Below are 14,400 nucleotides of genomic sequence, written 5' to 3' on the forward strand. Positions count from 1 at the left end.
GTTGTACCCTCTGGTCCTCATTTCAAACCCAGGTCGGTCCTCATGCAGTGCCTGCGTTTCACCTTGCTGTTTTGCGCGTTGCTCCTTGCACCGCCTGCCTTCGCCGCCACCGTACTGGAAAACGCCTTGTGGCGCGTCGAACTCGACCCCGCCACCCTGGCGCTGCGCGTGACACCCGCAGGCCAGACTTCGGTGCAGGCATCCAGCGGTGTGGCCGCGCATGCCGTCAGCCAATTGCAGAACACGCCTGATCAAGCCACTTGGCAATGGGACAACGGCGCCTATCGCCTGACCGCCCGCCTGCAACAGCGCGACCTGGCCTTGACCATCAACGCCCGCGAGCCCGGTGAGCTGGCCCTGCTGCGCCAGCCTGCCGAGGCCATGGGGCGAGGGTTGATCTGGCCCTTGGCCGAGGGGCATTACGTGCCTGCCGGCAATGCCATCTGGAAGACGTTTCTGCTGGAGCGGGGTGAGTTCAATACCACCCAGGACCTGAGCCTGCCGCTGTGGGGCGTGGATCACGGTGGCTTCACGTTGAACTGGCTGTTGACCAACCCCTACAACAACCGCCTGCAATGGCAAGCCGACGGCAACGGCCTGGCCCTCTCCGCGGCCCATGAATTCACCTCGCTGGCGCCTGATGCGCCGATGACGCTGCGGCTGTACCTGGGCGATGCCGACCCATTGGCTGGCGCCAAGCGCTACCGCCAGTGGCTGGTGGAGCAGGGCCGCTATGAACCGTTGGCGGACAAGCTGCGGCAAACACCCGAAGCCCAGAAGCTGCTGGGCGCCAGCCATGTGTACCTCTGGGACAACGGCCTGCTGGCTCTGGGCGATGTGCGTGATTGGCCAACATTGATCAAACGGCTGCGCAGCCATGAACTCAAGACGCTGATGGACAAAGAGAGCGCACAGCTGCTGGCGCAGCCCACTCCATTGAATCACTATGAGCAAACCGTGCTGCTGCGCGGTCTCAACGCGTCGATCAACACCAAGGCCCGGCAGGCCTGGCAGGTGGAAGAGCCCGACATGACCCGCCTTGCCGCCCGCTATGGTGAGCTGCGCAGTGAACTGGCCGTGGACTTTGCGGGGGCCTTGAGTGACAGCCCGCAAACCTGGGGCAGTAGCACGATTCAAACCCTGCGCGACGCCGGGCTGCAGCGTCTTCTGCTGACCTTGGGCGAAGGTTGGGAGGGTGGCCTCTGGCATCCCGAAGCGATTCGCGCGGGGGTGGAAGCCGGTTTTCTGATGGCGCCTTACGACTCCTATGAAACGGCCCTGTCCGCCACCGAAAACCCCGATTGGACCACTGCTCACTTGGGCGCCAAGGCCTATCGCGACTGCGCGATCGTGTTGAAAGACGGCAAGCTGAAAACCGGTTTCCAGAAGTCCGGCCATTACACCGACCCGCGGTGTGTCCGGCCGCTGCTGGAGGCGCGGGTGAAGGCGGTACACGCCAAGGCTGGCTTCAATGCCTGGTTTCTCGATGCTTACGCCACCAGCATGCTGTTCGACAGCTATCGCAGCAACGCCAGCATGACCCAGGCACAAAACGCCGAAGGCAATATCGACGCCTCCCGCTGGATCAACACCGTGCCGAAGCTGGTCACAGGCTCCGAAGACGGCAACGCGATCACCGCCCAGGGCATCCTGTTTGCCCACGGCATGCAGACCCCGGTGATCGGCTGGGGTGACCGCGAGATGACCCATGACCCGCAGTCGCCGTACTTCGTAGGCAACTGGTACCCCACGGAGCAACCGGCGGTGTTCTTCAAATCGGTGCCGTTGAAGGAGCCGTTTCGCACGCTGTATTTCGAACCGACGATGCGCCTGCCGTTGTATCAGGCGGTGTTCCACGGCTCGGTGATCACCACCCATCATTGGCTGTTCGACAGCCTCAAACTGAGCAATGTGCAGGGCGACAATGAACTGACCCAACTGCTCTACAACGTGCCGCCGCTGTACCACCTCAGTGCTGCGACGCTCAAGGCGCGGCTGCCGATTATTCAGCGCCAGGACCGCTTCTTCCGGCCGTTGCACCAGCGCTTGGCGACCCAGGAAATGACTGGTTTCCGTTGGCTGACGGTGGACAAACAGCTGCAGCAAACCACCTTCGCCGATGGGACGCGGCTGGTGGCGAATTTCTCGGCGGTGGAAAAACAGGGGTATGCCGGGCGCAGTGTGACGGTGCTTGTGGAGGGGGAGGAGCCGGTGGTGTATCAGGTGAAATAACGCTGCCCGTTACGGCGCCATCGCGGGCAAGCCCGCTCCCACAGGGGAATGCATTCCAAAGGTGGGAGCTGGCTTGCCTGCGATGAGGCAGGTACAGGCGATGCAGTACTAAAGTTTACGCCACACACTCGCCAACCAAGGCTGCTGTTCCCGCGGCAACCCGGCTGGCCGGTAGTAATGCTCCAACTCTTCAAACCCTGCCGCGGTCAGCAAGGCCTGCCACGCCTGCAGGTCGTGATAAGAGCCATACCGCGGCCCATTCCAGCCCTCTTGGTTCTCACCCCGAGGGTTGGAGCTGAACAGCACGCCCCCAGGCTTCAACGCGCCGTGCAGCTCTTTGAGCACTCGGGGCAACTCCTGCTTGGGAATATGAAACAGCACCGCATTGGCAAACACCCCATCGAAGCGTTCGGCGGGCAGGTCCAGCTTGAGAAAGTCCTGCTGCAGCACCTCACAGCCGCTGTCTTCGCGGGCCATCTGCGCAAAACGCTCGGAGCCATCCAGGCCCACGGCGATATGTCCCATGCGCGTAAACGTCTGCAAATCCCGCCCTGGCCCACAGCCGAAATCCAGCACAGTGAACGGCGGCGTGCCCTGGATATGCCGCAGCAGCGCGTCGATGTTCTGGCTCACATCGTGATCGCGGGTGCCTTCACGGAAGTCTTCGGCCACCTTGTTGTAGTGGCCCAGGGTGGTGGAGGTGATCTGGTTGAGGTCGTCGGGAGCAAGTTTCATGGCATGGCGCACGGCTGCGGCTGAGGTACGGGGACTATACCCCGGCCCATTCATCAGTTGAAAACCGTGTATCCGCTGTAGGGCGCTTCACGGCGGTCGCAGTGCGCGCATCCGACAGACCTCCACAGGAAATTGTGGGTAAGATTCGGCCCTCATTTGCAGAGGGCTACACATCCATGGAAGAGGAAAAACGTTCACCCGTTGGCAGCGACACCGCAGCGAACAAGGTCGACCAATACGCCACAAGATTGAGCAATGGCCTGTTGTGGCTCAATGAGCGTGCCTGGCCGCTGACGGTGGGGGTTCTCTCGGTGGCGGGCCTGTACCTGTACCAGTACATCCAGGTGGAAAAGGTGCCGCTGAGTATCCTGTCGGCGTCGGCGTTCACTGCCTTGCCGGCTATGTTCGCCATGTTGGTATTTGTGATCGGCATGATGGGTGCATCGATCCTGGTGCCCACGTTCATCTTGTTCACGCGCCTGAACGGCACCGGTGTGCGCCTGAGTGATCAACTCAATCTCCGCCCGCAGTCGCCGCAAGAGACGGCCCAGCATAGGCGCTTATTGGGGCATTGGACTGTCAGTCTGGTCGTAATGGGTGTTTTCTGGATGTCCGCTGTATACCTGTCTGTGAACGCCGAAAGTGGGTTTTGGCTGACCTTCAGCTGGATCGTCGCATTCATGGCGGCGATAGTGGCCTATGTCGGCATCATCATTCGTGCGCGTCCCGCCGATGTTGCCCTGCGTGAGTTGTCCGGCGAGTTCTGGCTGGCCAGTGCTGGCGCCGGGGTCGTTCAAATGGTGGTCATTCTGATGGTGACGGTGCCGGTCTCCCGCGCCTTCAGCGAGTACTCCGACAGCGCCGTGTTCTTTGCGCCGTTCATGGCCGCCGAAATGGCCGTGCTGTTCCTGATCCAGGGGAGCGCCGCCTGCTTGGTGGTGCGCATGCGCGTCCAGAAAAACCCGGTGGCGTTCGCCTCATTGGTGGCCTTTGCGCTCATCGTTTTACTCGGGCTGATCCCGGCGAGCGGGGCCAAGTTGGGTGGCCTGCCGCTGCAAGGCTCCGCCTCGGGAGGGCGCGTTTGTACGTTGATGACCTGGGCGGCAGAGGCCAAGGTCCCCGGCGCGCTGGTAGACACCGACAACCCCAAGCGCAGCGTAAAACTGCGAGTGATGGCCGACTCGGATGGCAGCTACATCGTGCGGCCCTGGCAGGCCAAGGAAAAAACCATCACCTTCGTGCCCCGTGCCAGCGTTGCCCAACTGGATGAGTGCCCGTGACGTCAGCGCTTGTTCAATACCCGCGCCAATCGGTCCCCGCTCAGCTGGATCACCGCTACCAGCACCACCAGCAGCACAATCACCGTGAGCATGATCTGCGTATCGAAGCGCTGGTAGCCATAGCGGTAGGCAATATCGCCCAGGCCACCGGCGCCGATCGCCCCGGCCATGGCTGATGAGTTGATCATGGTCACCAGGGTGATGGTGAAGCCGCCGACGATGCCGGGTAACGCCTCTGGCAACAGCACATGCCAGATGATGTGCCAGCGACGGCAACCCATGGCCTGCGCGGCTTCGATCAGGCCATGGTCGACCTCGCGCAAGCTCACTTCAGCGATGCGTGCAAAGAACGGCGTGGCGGCGATGGTCAGCGGTACCACTGCCGCCCAGACGCCATAGGTGGTGCCGACGATCAGGCGCGTGAACGGGATGAGCGCCACCATCAGGATCAGAAACGGAATGGAGCGGAACAGATTCACGAACGCTCCCAGCACGCGGTTAAGGGCCGGTGCCTGGTAGATGCCGCCCTTGTCGCTGGTGACCAGGAAGACCGCCAGCGGAATGCCCACCAGCAGCGCGATCAGCGACGACACCCCCACCATCAACAAGGTGTCGATGGCGCCCTGCACTAAACGATCAAACCACATAGCCCAGCACCTCCACCTGTTGTGCCCAATTGGCCGCGCGTTTGCGCAGTTCTTCGGCGTTGTGCGGCGATCCATTCACCGCCAGCAGCAGTTGCCCCAAGGCATGCCCCTGGATGCGTTCCACGCCGCCTTGCAGTAAACGCACACGGCCGCCGAGGGCACTGAACAGTGCCGCGAGGTCTGGCTCCAGGGTGTCGCTGCCGGTGAACTGCAGACGCAGTACCAGTGCGGCGTCGGGCGAGGCTGGCGTGGGTTGCAGGCGGCTTTGCAACTCTGGCGGCAAGCCGTGTTGCAGCGGTGCGAGCAGGGTCTTGCTGACCTCATGTTGCGGATCGCCAAACACCTGCCACACCGGGCCTTGCTCGACGATACGCCCGTGCTCCAGCACCACCACGCGGTCGCAGATGTCGCGGATCACCGCCATCTCATGGGTGATCAGCACGATGGTCAGGCCAAGGCGCTGGTTGATCTCGCGCAGCAGGCCGAGGATCGACTGGGTGGTTTCCGGGTCGAGGGCCGAGGTGGCTTCGTCGCACAGCAGAATCTCGGGGTCGTGCACTAGCGCGCGGGCGATGCCGACACGCTGCTTCTGCCCGCCGGACAGCTGCGCCGGGTACGCCTTGTGTTTGTCTTGCAGGCCTACCAGCTCCAGCAGTTCATGCACCTTTCGCGCGCGTTGTGCCTGGGGTACACCGGCGACCTTGAGCGGCAACTCGACGTTCTGCCACACGGTCTTGGCCGACATCAGGTTGAAGTGCTGGAAGATCATGCCGATGCGTCGCCGCAGCGCCACCAGGTGGTCTTCATCGAAGCTGCCGATGTCCACCTGGTCGATCAGCACACGCCCGCTGCTGGGTTGTTCCAGGCGGTTTATGGTGCGGATCAGCGATGACTTGCCGGCCCCGCTGCGGCCGATGATGCCGAACACTTCGCCACGCTGGATCGCCAGGTCAATGCCCTGCAGCGCGTGCACCGTGCCGTCATAGGTTTTGCCCAGGTTGATGAACCGCACATGGGCGCGGTTCAAGTCCGGGTGCAGTTCAGTCTGTTCGGCGTGGCTGGGCGCAGGGGCCAGATCGTGCAATCGGGCGTTGGCGGCACTCATGGTTTAGCTTCCCAGCCGACCTGGTAGAGCTTGCCGAGGGACTTGTCCAAAGCCGCACGCACCACTGGCGAGTGCTGGTAGATATCGACGAACTTGATCACCCGTGGGTCGGTTTTGCTCTTGGGCTGGATGACGAACTGAATCACGTATTCCGGATGATCGAGGCCGTCGAACAGCAGCGCCGACTCGGCATCGAAGGTCTTGGACAGGCGGATGTACGCCGGGTAGCCCTGCACCAGATCGGCGTCGTCATAGGCGCGCACCAGTTGCACCGCTTCCACTTGCAGGATCTTGATGTTTTTCGGGTTGGCGACGATGTCTTCTTCGGTGGCTTTGTAGCCCACGCCCGGCTTGAGGGTGATCAGCCCGGCCTTGGCCAGCAGTTGCAGGCCGCGACCGCTGTTGATCGGGTCGTTGGCAATCGCCACGCTGGCGCCTGCGGGCAGTTCGTTGAAGTTTTTGTACTTTTTCGAATACAGCCCGACGTTATTGATGATGCCTGGCGCATACGGCACCAGGTCAAACCCGGCGGCGGCCTTGGCGTTTTCAAGGAAGGGGATGTGCTGAAAGTAGTTCACGTCGATATCGCCGGCGGCGAGGCTGACGTTGGGCGCGATCCAGTCGGTGAACTCCACCAGTTCGACCTTTAGGCCCTGCTTGCCGGCCTCTTCTACGGCGGCTTCCAGCGGAATGGCGAAGGCAGCGGTGGTGCCGATTTTCAACGGGGCGTCGGCGGCAAATACCGCCGAGCTGAATAAGCCGAAGGCCAGGGCCAGTGCTTTGACTGGGTGGTTTAGGAATGTCTTTTTCATAATGGTTTTCCAGTCATAAGGTCTTAGGTAGCGAGATCGTTCCCACGCTCCGCGTGGTAATGCAGCCAGGGACGCTCCGCGTCCCACAAGCGAACGCAGAGCGTCCAAGAGGCATTCCCACGCGGAGCGTGGGAACGATCAAACAATGTGGCGGTAGGTAGAGCCGGTGTGTTGGCTGGGTAAGCGAGCCGTGTCGTGGAAGACTTTTTCCCGCAGCGTTCCCTGCGCATATTCCGTCTTGTACGAGCCCCGTCGTTGTAGCTCCGGTATCACCAGCTCAATGAAATCCACATAGCTCTCCGGCGTCACAATGCGCGTCAGGTTGAAACCATCCAGCCCGGTTTCGCTGATCCAGGATTCCAGCTCATCGGCCACCTGTTCAGGCGAGCCCACCAGGGTGATATAGCGCCCGCCCAAGGCGTGCTGTTCAAGCAATTTGCGCCGGGTCCAGTCGTTGTTCTGCAGGTTCTGGGTGGCCGACTGGATCGCGTTGCTTTTGACGTACTGGATGGGTTCGTCCAACGCGTACTGGGCAAAATCAATCCCGGTCGAGGCCGAGAAGTGCGCCACGCCGGCTTCCGCGCTGGCGTAGCTGAGGTACTCGGCGTGCTTGTTCCAGGCCAACGCTTCAGTGGCGCCAACGATGACGTTCAGGCCCATGAACACCTTGATGTCGTCCGGGTTGCGCCCAGCCTCCACTGCGCTGGCGCGCACCTTGTCCACCTGGCGCTTGGTCGCGGCCTTATTCTGCCCGCTGATAAACACGCACTCGGCATGCCGCCCGGCGAACAGCAAGCCGCGCTCGGAACTGCCGGCCTGGAACAGCACCGGCGTGCGCTGCGGCGAGGGCTCGCACAGGTGGTAACCCTCCACCTGATAGAACTCGCCGTGGTGCTCTACCTTGTGCACCTTGCCCGGTTGCGCATACACCCGCGCTTGGCGATCGTTACGCACCGCGTCGTCTTCCCAGCTGCCTTCCCAGAGCTTGTACAACACCTGCAGGTATTCATCGGCCTGGTCGTAGCGCCGGTCATGCTCGACCTGTTCGGTAAGGCCCATGGCCTTGGCGGCGCTGTCGAGGTAGCCGGTGACAATGTTCCAACCCACCCGGCCACGGCTCAGGTGATCCAGCGTCGACATGCGCCGGGCGAACAGGTACGGCGGCTCATAGGTGAGGTTGGCGGTGAGGCCGAAGCCAAGGTGCTGGGTGACGGCGGCCATGGCCGACACCAGCAGCAGCGGGTCGTTGACCGGTAGTTGGATCGACTCCTTGAGGGGCACGTCAATGGAGTCCTGATAGACGTCATACACGCCGACGATATCAGCGATGAACAAACCGTCGAACAACCCGCGTTCAAGGATCTTCGCCAGTTCAGTCCAGTATTCGAGGGTCTTGTACTCGGTCGAGTTGTCTCGTGGATGAGCCCACAAACCGTGATTGATGTGCCCGATGCAGTTCATGTTGAAGGCATTGAGCAGGATTTTCTTTTTGCTCATCAGATGGTCCCCCGCAGCGGCGGGTTTTCATCGTTGAGGTAGTAGTTGCCGACCGCATGGTATTTCCAACGCACCGGGTCGTGCAGGGTGTGCACCCGGGCGTTGCGCCAGTGGCGGTCCAGGCCGTGTTCGGCCAGGGTCGCCTGGCTGCCAGCCAGTTCGAACAGGGTGCTGCCGGCCGCCAGGGAGATTTCGGTGCTCAGGGCGCGTACTTCGGCAACGGCGATGGAGGCTGCGGCGACGGTCTGGGCATTGCTGTCGGCCTGGGCGCGGTCGAGGAATTCACCTGCGCGCTCCAGCAAGGCTTCGGTGGCGTGCAAGCGGCTGCTCAGGTGGCCGAAGCTCTTGAGTGTCAGCGGGTCTTCGGTGGCCTTGTCGTTGTCGGCGTCGATCCATGGGCGGGTCTTGGTGCGCACAAAATGCAAGGCGTCCTCAAAGGCCGCGCGGGCGATGCCGGTGTCGATGGCTGCGTGGAGGATCTGCGCCAGCGGGCCGACGGTGGTCGGGCGTTCGAAAGCGCTCTGGAACGGCACCACGTCTTGCGCCGCGACCCACACGTTGTCGAACACTACCGAGCCGCTGCCGGTAGTGCGCTGGCCGAAGCCGCTCCAGTCGTCGATCACCGTCAGTCCCTCGCTGTCACGCGGTACGAAGGCCAGTTGCTGCACGCCATTTGCATCCACCACCGAAGTGGGGATGCGCTGGGCGTAGATCGCGCCGGTGGCGTAGAACTTGCGCCCGTTGATGCGAAAACCGTCGCCGTCGCGGGTGAGGCTGGTAATGCGGTCGTGGGCGGTCTTGGTGCCCAGCTCCGCCAAGGCGTTGCCAAAGCGTTGGCCGGCCAACACCTCGGCGTACAGGCGTTGCTGCTGTTCGGGGCTGCCGTTCACGCGCAGTACTTCGAGGGCATAGAAATGGTTTTGCGGAATCTGGCCCAACGAGCCATCGGCCTGGGCGATCAGTGCGATGACCTTGGCCAGGGTGACGTTGGACACGCCCGCGCCACCGTAGGCCTTGGGCACGCTGATGCCCCACAGGCCAGAGCGGGAAAACACGTCCAGTTCGGGCAATGGCAGGCGGCGTTCGCGGTCGCGCTGGGCGCTGTCGCGGCGCAAGTCTTCAGCAAGATCGCTGGCGACAATAAGCGCTTGTTCGTCGCTGGTGATGACCGCGACGGGGTGAGAAAGGGTCATGAGTTTCTCCAGAAGCTCGTGGAAAAGTGTTCTGGTTGGTTAAATCCAGGAATGACGAGCCGGCAAGGTGCCGTTGAGCCGATAGGCGCCGATGGCGTGGTACTTCCAGCGCACCGGGTCGTGCAGGGTGTGCACCCGGGCGTTGCGCCAGTGACGGTCAAGGTTGAATTCGGCCAGGGTGGCGCGGCTGCCGGCCAGTTCAAAGAGCTTCTCGGTGACTTGTAACGCCACTTCGGTGGTCAGCACCTTGGCCTCGGCCACGGCAATCGAGGCGTGGGCGGCGGACTGCGCGGTGATCGGCGCGGCGCTGACCTGGTCAAGCACCTGGCCGGCCTTGCGCAGCAGGGCTTCGGCGGCGTGCAGTTCGATCTTCAACTTGCCGATATCAGCGATCACATACAGGTCGTCGCTGGCCCGTTTGACCTTGGCGTCGATCCACGGGCGCGAACGCTCACGCACGAAGGCGATGGCATCGTCGAGGGCGCCACGGGCGATGCCGGCGTCGATAGCGGCCTGGATCAGTTGCGACACGGCCCCCTGGATATTCGGGCTTTCGCCCAGGCGCCAGTTGTCGATGACCAGTTCCGGCTCCACCGCCACGCGGTCAAGCAAAACGGTGCCGCTGGCGGTGGTGCGTTGGCCAAAGCCCGACCAGTCATCGACGATGCGCAGACCCTCGCTGCCGCGCCGCACAAAGGCCATGACTTGCTTGCCGTCATCGTTCAACGCTTTTATCGCGACCCAGTGAGCAAACAGTGCGCCGGTGGAGTAGAACTTCTGGCCGCTGACCACGTACCCATCACCTTCGGCCGTAAGGCGTGCCTTGAGCTCCAGGGTATTTTTGGTGCCGCGTTCCGGGCCGCCGTTGCCGATGCGCCAGCCGTCGAGCACGCTCTGGAACAGCTGCTTTTTCTGACGCTCGGTCGCGGTGCCCTGCAATACGTGCAAGATGCCGAAATGGTTCTGCGGGATCTGCCCGAGTGCCGGGTCGGCTGCGCTGATGATCGCGAAGACTTCGGCCAGGGTCACAAACGACACCTGTGGGCCGCCGTATTCACGGGGAATGGAAATACTGCCCAAGCCGCTGCGGGTGAACTGTTCGAGCTGCGCCCAGGGCAGTTTGCGTTGCTGGTCGCGCTGGGCGGCGTGCAGGCGTGCAGCCTGGGCCAGTTCGTGGGCTGCACTCAGTGCCTGGGCGTCGTTGCGCAACACCGTGGCGGGCAACAGCAGGGGGGCTACGTCCAGATCACTCTGGGGGGGTGTTAGAGCCAAGTTAGACATCAGCGCCGCTCCTTGGCTGCACGCAATGCCCTGGCGTTGCGCACCGGGGTAATTCTGACCATACCGACCTCGCACTCAATGAAATAAACAGAAAAATCAGGAATGTCCGGTGGTCCGGTGCATATACCCTAAGCGTATTAATTATTTAAATAAACTAACTTTTAGGAATATGCATAGAAGGGCTGTCACCCCGGTTCACAGGGTGAACCGAAGCGACGCGGTTGATAGCCCGGTGCGGGCGAGGCAGGGCGGGGCGGTGTGCAGGCGGCGATGCGCAGCGTGCGGGCGGGCGCCCAGCGGGAGTTGTTACCCACGCGGTCGAGAATGCAGTAGGTGACTTCCAACCGGCAGTCGTCGCCGGCTTCGACAATCACGTGGGGCGGCACCCACACCTGCACCGCCAGGCCGACGCTGTTGGCTTGGATGCGGGGCAGGTCCAAGCGTACATCGCCCCAGCGCAACGTAATGGCATCGCCCGTGCTCATGTTCAGGTAAGGCTCGATGGTCAGCGGAATGCCGCGCCTTACCTGGCTGCTGTTGACGCCGTGGCGGCGAATCGTCTCGGGCAAGTTCACGGGCGCCAGATTCTGGTTTTCAGTGTCGCATTCAGGGTTCAGGCGCGGCGAAGGCTGACCGCCCGGATAGCTGGTCTTGACCCGCACCAGCGTCACCGCCGAGCGCATCGGGCCATGGCCGATCTGCAAGACCTGGTAATGGACGCGTGCCGGTCCGTCCTGCACAAAGCTCTGCGGTACGCATAAGTGGGTACACGTGCCGATCCTGCAGGCCGTCACCTTGCGCGAGGCGGCGAAGCAGTTGTTCCAGAACAGTTCGATCAGGTCGCCTTCTTCCATGCTCGGGTAGGGTGAAATATCGACCTGCAAGTGGGCGGAGGCCAGGGCGCTGATGCCGTTTCCAATAGCCTGGGGAAGCCTTGGGGCACTGAGCGTGGCCGGGGTTTGAGTGTGTGTCATAAGTAATCTCCTTGATGCAGCCAGCAGCAATCGTTCCGAAACCTGGACGCACAGGCGCAAGGGGGTTCGAAAGGCACGATTCAGTCAGTAGCCGGGATAGGATCCAATCCTCAAGGCGCTAGATAAGAGGGTTGGCCAAGGAGCGTCAATGGAGGCAAAGGGCTAAACGGCGGGTTTGGCGAGATTCAGACGGGTCTGACGGGGAGGGGGATTTTAAGGCGCTTGCGACGGGGGCTTTTACACGCTCAACCTGCAACCCGTTGTAGGAGCGAGCTTGCTCGCGAAGAACGCCCAGGCAACTCGGTCAATCTGATTCACCGCGTTATCGTTAACGTTCTTCGCGAGCAAGCTCGCTCCTACACTGGGAGGCGTCAGTGGGCGAGGAATTTGCTCAGGAACTGCTTGGTACGTTCTTCCCTGGGGTTGGCAAACAGCGCCTTGGCTTCGCCCTGTTCGACGATCACGCCCTTGTCGAAAAAGATCACCCGGTTGGCCACATCACGGGCAAAGCTCATCTCGTGGGTGACGATGACCATGGTGCGGTTTTCTTCGGCCAGGCTGCGAATGGTCGCCAGGACTTCGCCCACCAGTTCCGGGTCGAGGGCCGAGGTGGGTTCGTCGAACAGGATCACCTCCGGCTCCATGGCCAATGCGCGAGCAATCGCCACACGCTGTTGCTGGCCGCCGGACAGCCGCCGTGGGTACGACGCTTCTTTGCCCGCCAGGCCGACCCTGGCCAACAGCTTGCGCCCCAGTTCGGCCGCCGCTTCCCGTGGCATCTTCTTGACCACAATCGGGCCTTCGATGACGTTTTCCAGCGCGGTGCGGTGGGGAAACAGGTTGAAGTTCTGGAACACAAAGCCCACATGCTGGCGCAGGCGCCGCACCAGGCCCTGTTGCTGGTTGAGCGGCCTGCTGCTGTCGATCTCGATGTCACCCACCTTGATACGGCCGCTGGTGGGTTCTTCGAGGAAGTTCAGGCAGCGCAGGAAGGTGGTCTTGCCCGAACCGCTGGGGCCGATGATGGCGACCACTTCGCCTTCCTTGACCTCCAGGTCGATGCCGTTGAGCACCACCTGGCCGTTGAATTGCTTGGTCAGTTTTTCAACCACGATCATGCTTCAAGACTCCAGGTCATGCCGGTTGACCCGGTCTTCCAGACGATTTTGCAGATGCGCCAGGATGCTCGCCAGGATCCAGTAGATCAGGGCCGCGGACAGATACATGGTGAAAATTTCGAAGGTACGTGCCGACACCAGTTGGGCCTGGCGGAACAGCTCGGGCACCTGGATGGTGGCGGCCAGCGCCGTGTCCTTGACCAGTGAAATAAAGCTGTTGCCCAAAGGCGGCAACGCCGTGCGCATCGCCTGGGGCAGGATGGCCCTGCGCAACGTCTGCGCACGGGTCATACCGATACTGGCAGCAGCTTCCCACTGGCCACGCTCGATGGAGGCGATGGCGGCCCGCAGGATTTCACACGCATAGGCAGCCATGTTCAGCGAAAAGCCGATCATGGCGGCCGGGATCGGGTCCAGCTCGATGCCCACTTGTGGCAAGCCGTAGTAGATCAGGAACAGCTGCACCAGTAACGGCGTGCCGCGAAAGAACGACACGTAGACCCGGGCGGTCCAGCTCAAGAACTTGAAGCGCGAGAGGCGCATCAAGGCCAGGCCGAAGCCCAGCAGCAGGCCGAAAAACATCCCGCCCAGGCTGAGGATTACCGTGTAGTACGCGCCCTTGAGCAGAAAGGGCGCGGAGTCCAGCGCGAGTTGGAAACCTGCTTCCATTATTGCGTGACGTCAGCGTTGAAGTACTTCTCGGACAGCGTCTTCAACGTGCCGTCGGCGCGCAGTTTGTCCAGAGCCTTGTTCACCGCATCGAGCAGCTCGGGCTCACCTTTGCGCAGGGCGATACCGGATTCCTGACGGGAGAAGGCGTCGCCGGCAGCGGCGGTGTCGGGGGCTTTCTTGGCGTATTCCAGGGCGGCCAGGCGGTCGATCAGGATGGCGTCGATACGGCCGATGCGCAGGTCCTGGAACTTGGTCGGGTCGTCGTTGTAGGTCTTGATAATGGCTTTTGGTTGGTTGTCCTTGAGCCATTGTTCGTAGTTGGTGCCCAGGCCCACACCGACTTTCTTGCCGGCCAGGTCGTCGGCTTTCTTGATCGAGTCGACGTTCTTTTTCAGCACCAGCGCCTGGATGCCGGACACGGTGTAAGGCTTGGAGAAATCGTACTTTTTCTTGCGCTCTTCGGAGATGGTCACCTGGTTGACCACGGCGTCCAGGCGCTTGGATTCCAGGGCGGCGAGGATGCCGTCCCAAGGGGTGGCTTGCAGCTTGACCTTGACACCCAGCTCCTTGGCCAGCGCCTCGGACAGTTCCACTTCGAAACCGCTGAGCTTGCCGCTTTCATCGACAAAGCTGAACGGCGGGTAGGTGCCTTCCAGGCCGATCTTGATCTCGCCGGCCTTCTTGATGGTGTTCAATTGCTCGCCGGCAACCGCCTGGCCCAACCAGCCAGCGCCAAGCGCGAGGCCCAAAGTGCCAACCAACAGCGTGCGACGAAATGCAGAAATAGTCATGGAGAGCCCCTGTGTTTTTTATGGTGAGCGAAGCAGGTGACGCGGTAGTCGTATCCTGCCCTA

The 14,400-nt window shown here is 62.0% G+C and carries 13 protein-coding genes; 2 read left to right on the forward strand and 11 right to left on the reverse strand.

What is annotated here, in order from left to right; genetic code table 11:
- Positions 1 to 42 precede the first annotated feature (42 nt).
- Positions 43 to 2,232, forward strand: coding sequence for a glycoside hydrolase (locus BT204_RS03990; RefSeq protein ID WP_072445753.1), 2,190 nt, complete (start codon positions 43 to 45; stop codon positions 2,230 to 2,232).
- 108 nt (positions 2,233 to 2,340) lie between these two features.
- Here the strand turns inward: BT204_RS03990 and BT204_RS03995 are convergent, their stop codons facing one another.
- Complete coding sequence (locus tag BT204_RS03995; RefSeq protein ID WP_060772801.1) at positions 2,341 to 2,967, reverse strand: class I SAM-dependent methyltransferase; 627 nt, start codon at positions 2,965 to 2,967, stop codon at positions 2,341 to 2,343.
- Positions 2,968 to 3,143: 176 nt separating this feature from the next.
- On the opposite strand from BT204_RS03995, the gene BT204_RS04000 reads away from it, so the two are divergent.
- Positions 3,144 to 4,247 carry a hypothetical protein gene (locus BT204_RS04000; RefSeq protein ID WP_072445754.1) on the forward strand — a complete coding sequence of 368 codons (1,104 nt, stop codon included), beginning with the start codon at positions 3,144 to 3,146 and terminating at the stop codon, positions 4,245 to 4,247.
- A gap of 2 nt (positions 4,248 to 4,249) precedes the next feature.
- On the opposite strand, the gene BT204_RS04005 is transcribed toward BT204_RS04000, so the two are convergent.
- The 10 genes from BT204_RS04005 to tcyJ all read right to left on the reverse strand — a co-directional run bounded on the left by BT204_RS04005 (position 4,250) and on the right by tcyJ (position 14,337).
- Positions 4,250 to 4,894 carry a methionine ABC transporter permease gene (locus BT204_RS04005; RefSeq protein ID WP_003187635.1) on the reverse strand — a complete coding sequence of 215 codons (645 nt, stop codon included), beginning with the start codon at positions 4,892 to 4,894 and terminating at the stop codon, positions 4,250 to 4,252.
- Positions 4,884 to 5,999 carry a methionine ABC transporter ATP-binding protein gene (locus tag BT204_RS04010; protein WP_072445755.1) on the reverse strand — a complete coding sequence of 372 codons (1,116 nt, stop codon included), beginning with the start codon at positions 5,997 to 5,999 and terminating at the stop codon, positions 4,884 to 4,886. Before BT204_RS04010 ends, BT204_RS04005 begins: the two co-directional genes overlap by 11 nt.
- Complete coding sequence (locus BT204_RS04015; RefSeq protein WP_054896665.1) at positions 5,996 to 6,811, reverse strand: MetQ/NlpA family ABC transporter substrate-binding protein; 816 nt, start codon at positions 6,809 to 6,811, stop codon at positions 5,996 to 5,998. Before BT204_RS04015 ends, BT204_RS04010 begins: the two co-directional genes overlap by 4 nt.
- Positions 6,812 to 6,949: 138 nt before the next feature.
- Positions 6,950 to 8,308 (reverse strand): LLM class flavin-dependent oxidoreductase, encoded by a 1,359-nt coding sequence (locus BT204_RS04020; protein ID WP_034125483.1) that lies wholly within the window; start codon positions 8,306 to 8,308, stop codon positions 6,950 to 6,952.
- A complete protein-coding gene (locus tag BT204_RS04025; RefSeq protein WP_072445756.1) occupies positions 8,308 to 9,501 on the reverse strand; it encodes an SfnB family sulfur acquisition oxidoreductase in 1,194 nt (397 codons plus the stop codon). Before BT204_RS04025 ends, BT204_RS04020 begins: the two co-directional genes overlap by 1 nt.
- Positions 9,502 to 9,540: 39 nt before the next feature.
- Positions 9,541 to 10,782, reverse strand: a complete 1,242-nt coding sequence (locus BT204_RS04030; protein WP_072445757.1) for an SfnB family sulfur acquisition oxidoreductase — start codon at positions 10,780 to 10,782, stop codon at positions 9,541 to 9,543.
- Positions 10,783 to 10,967: 185 nt separating this feature from the next.
- The gene (locus BT204_RS04035; protein ID WP_072445758.1) at positions 10,968 to 11,756 is read right to left on the reverse strand and encodes a hypothetical protein; all 789 of its coding nucleotides are present in this window, start codon (positions 11,754 to 11,756) and stop codon (positions 10,968 to 10,970) included.
- Positions 11,757 to 12,127: 371 nt separating this feature from the next.
- Positions 12,128 to 12,874: an L-cystine ABC transporter ATP-binding protein TcyN gene (gene tcyN / locus BT204_RS04040; RefSeq protein WP_014716461.1), complete on the reverse strand. Its 747-nt coding sequence runs from the start codon at positions 12,872 to 12,874 to the stop codon at positions 12,128 to 12,130.
- 3 nt (positions 12,875 to 12,877) lie between these two features.
- Positions 12,878 to 13,543: a cystine ABC transporter permease gene (gene tcyL, locus BT204_RS04045; protein WP_054920295.1), complete on the reverse strand. Its 666-nt coding sequence runs from the start codon at positions 13,541 to 13,543 to the stop codon at positions 12,878 to 12,880.
- Positions 13,543 to 14,337: a cystine ABC transporter substrate-binding protein gene (tcyJ, locus tag BT204_RS04050; protein WP_014716462.1), complete on the reverse strand. Its 795-nt coding sequence runs from the start codon at positions 14,335 to 14,337 to the stop codon at positions 13,543 to 13,545. The genes tcyL and tcyJ overlap by 1 nt, the downstream gene beginning before the upstream one ends.
- Positions 14,338 to 14,400 lie beyond the last annotated feature (63 nt).

This window comes from Pseudomonas sp. NFPP02 (assembly GCF_900119355.1).
Classification (GTDB): Bacteria; Pseudomonadota; Gammaproteobacteria; order Pseudomonadales; family Pseudomonadaceae; genus Aquipseudomonas; species Aquipseudomonas paracarnis.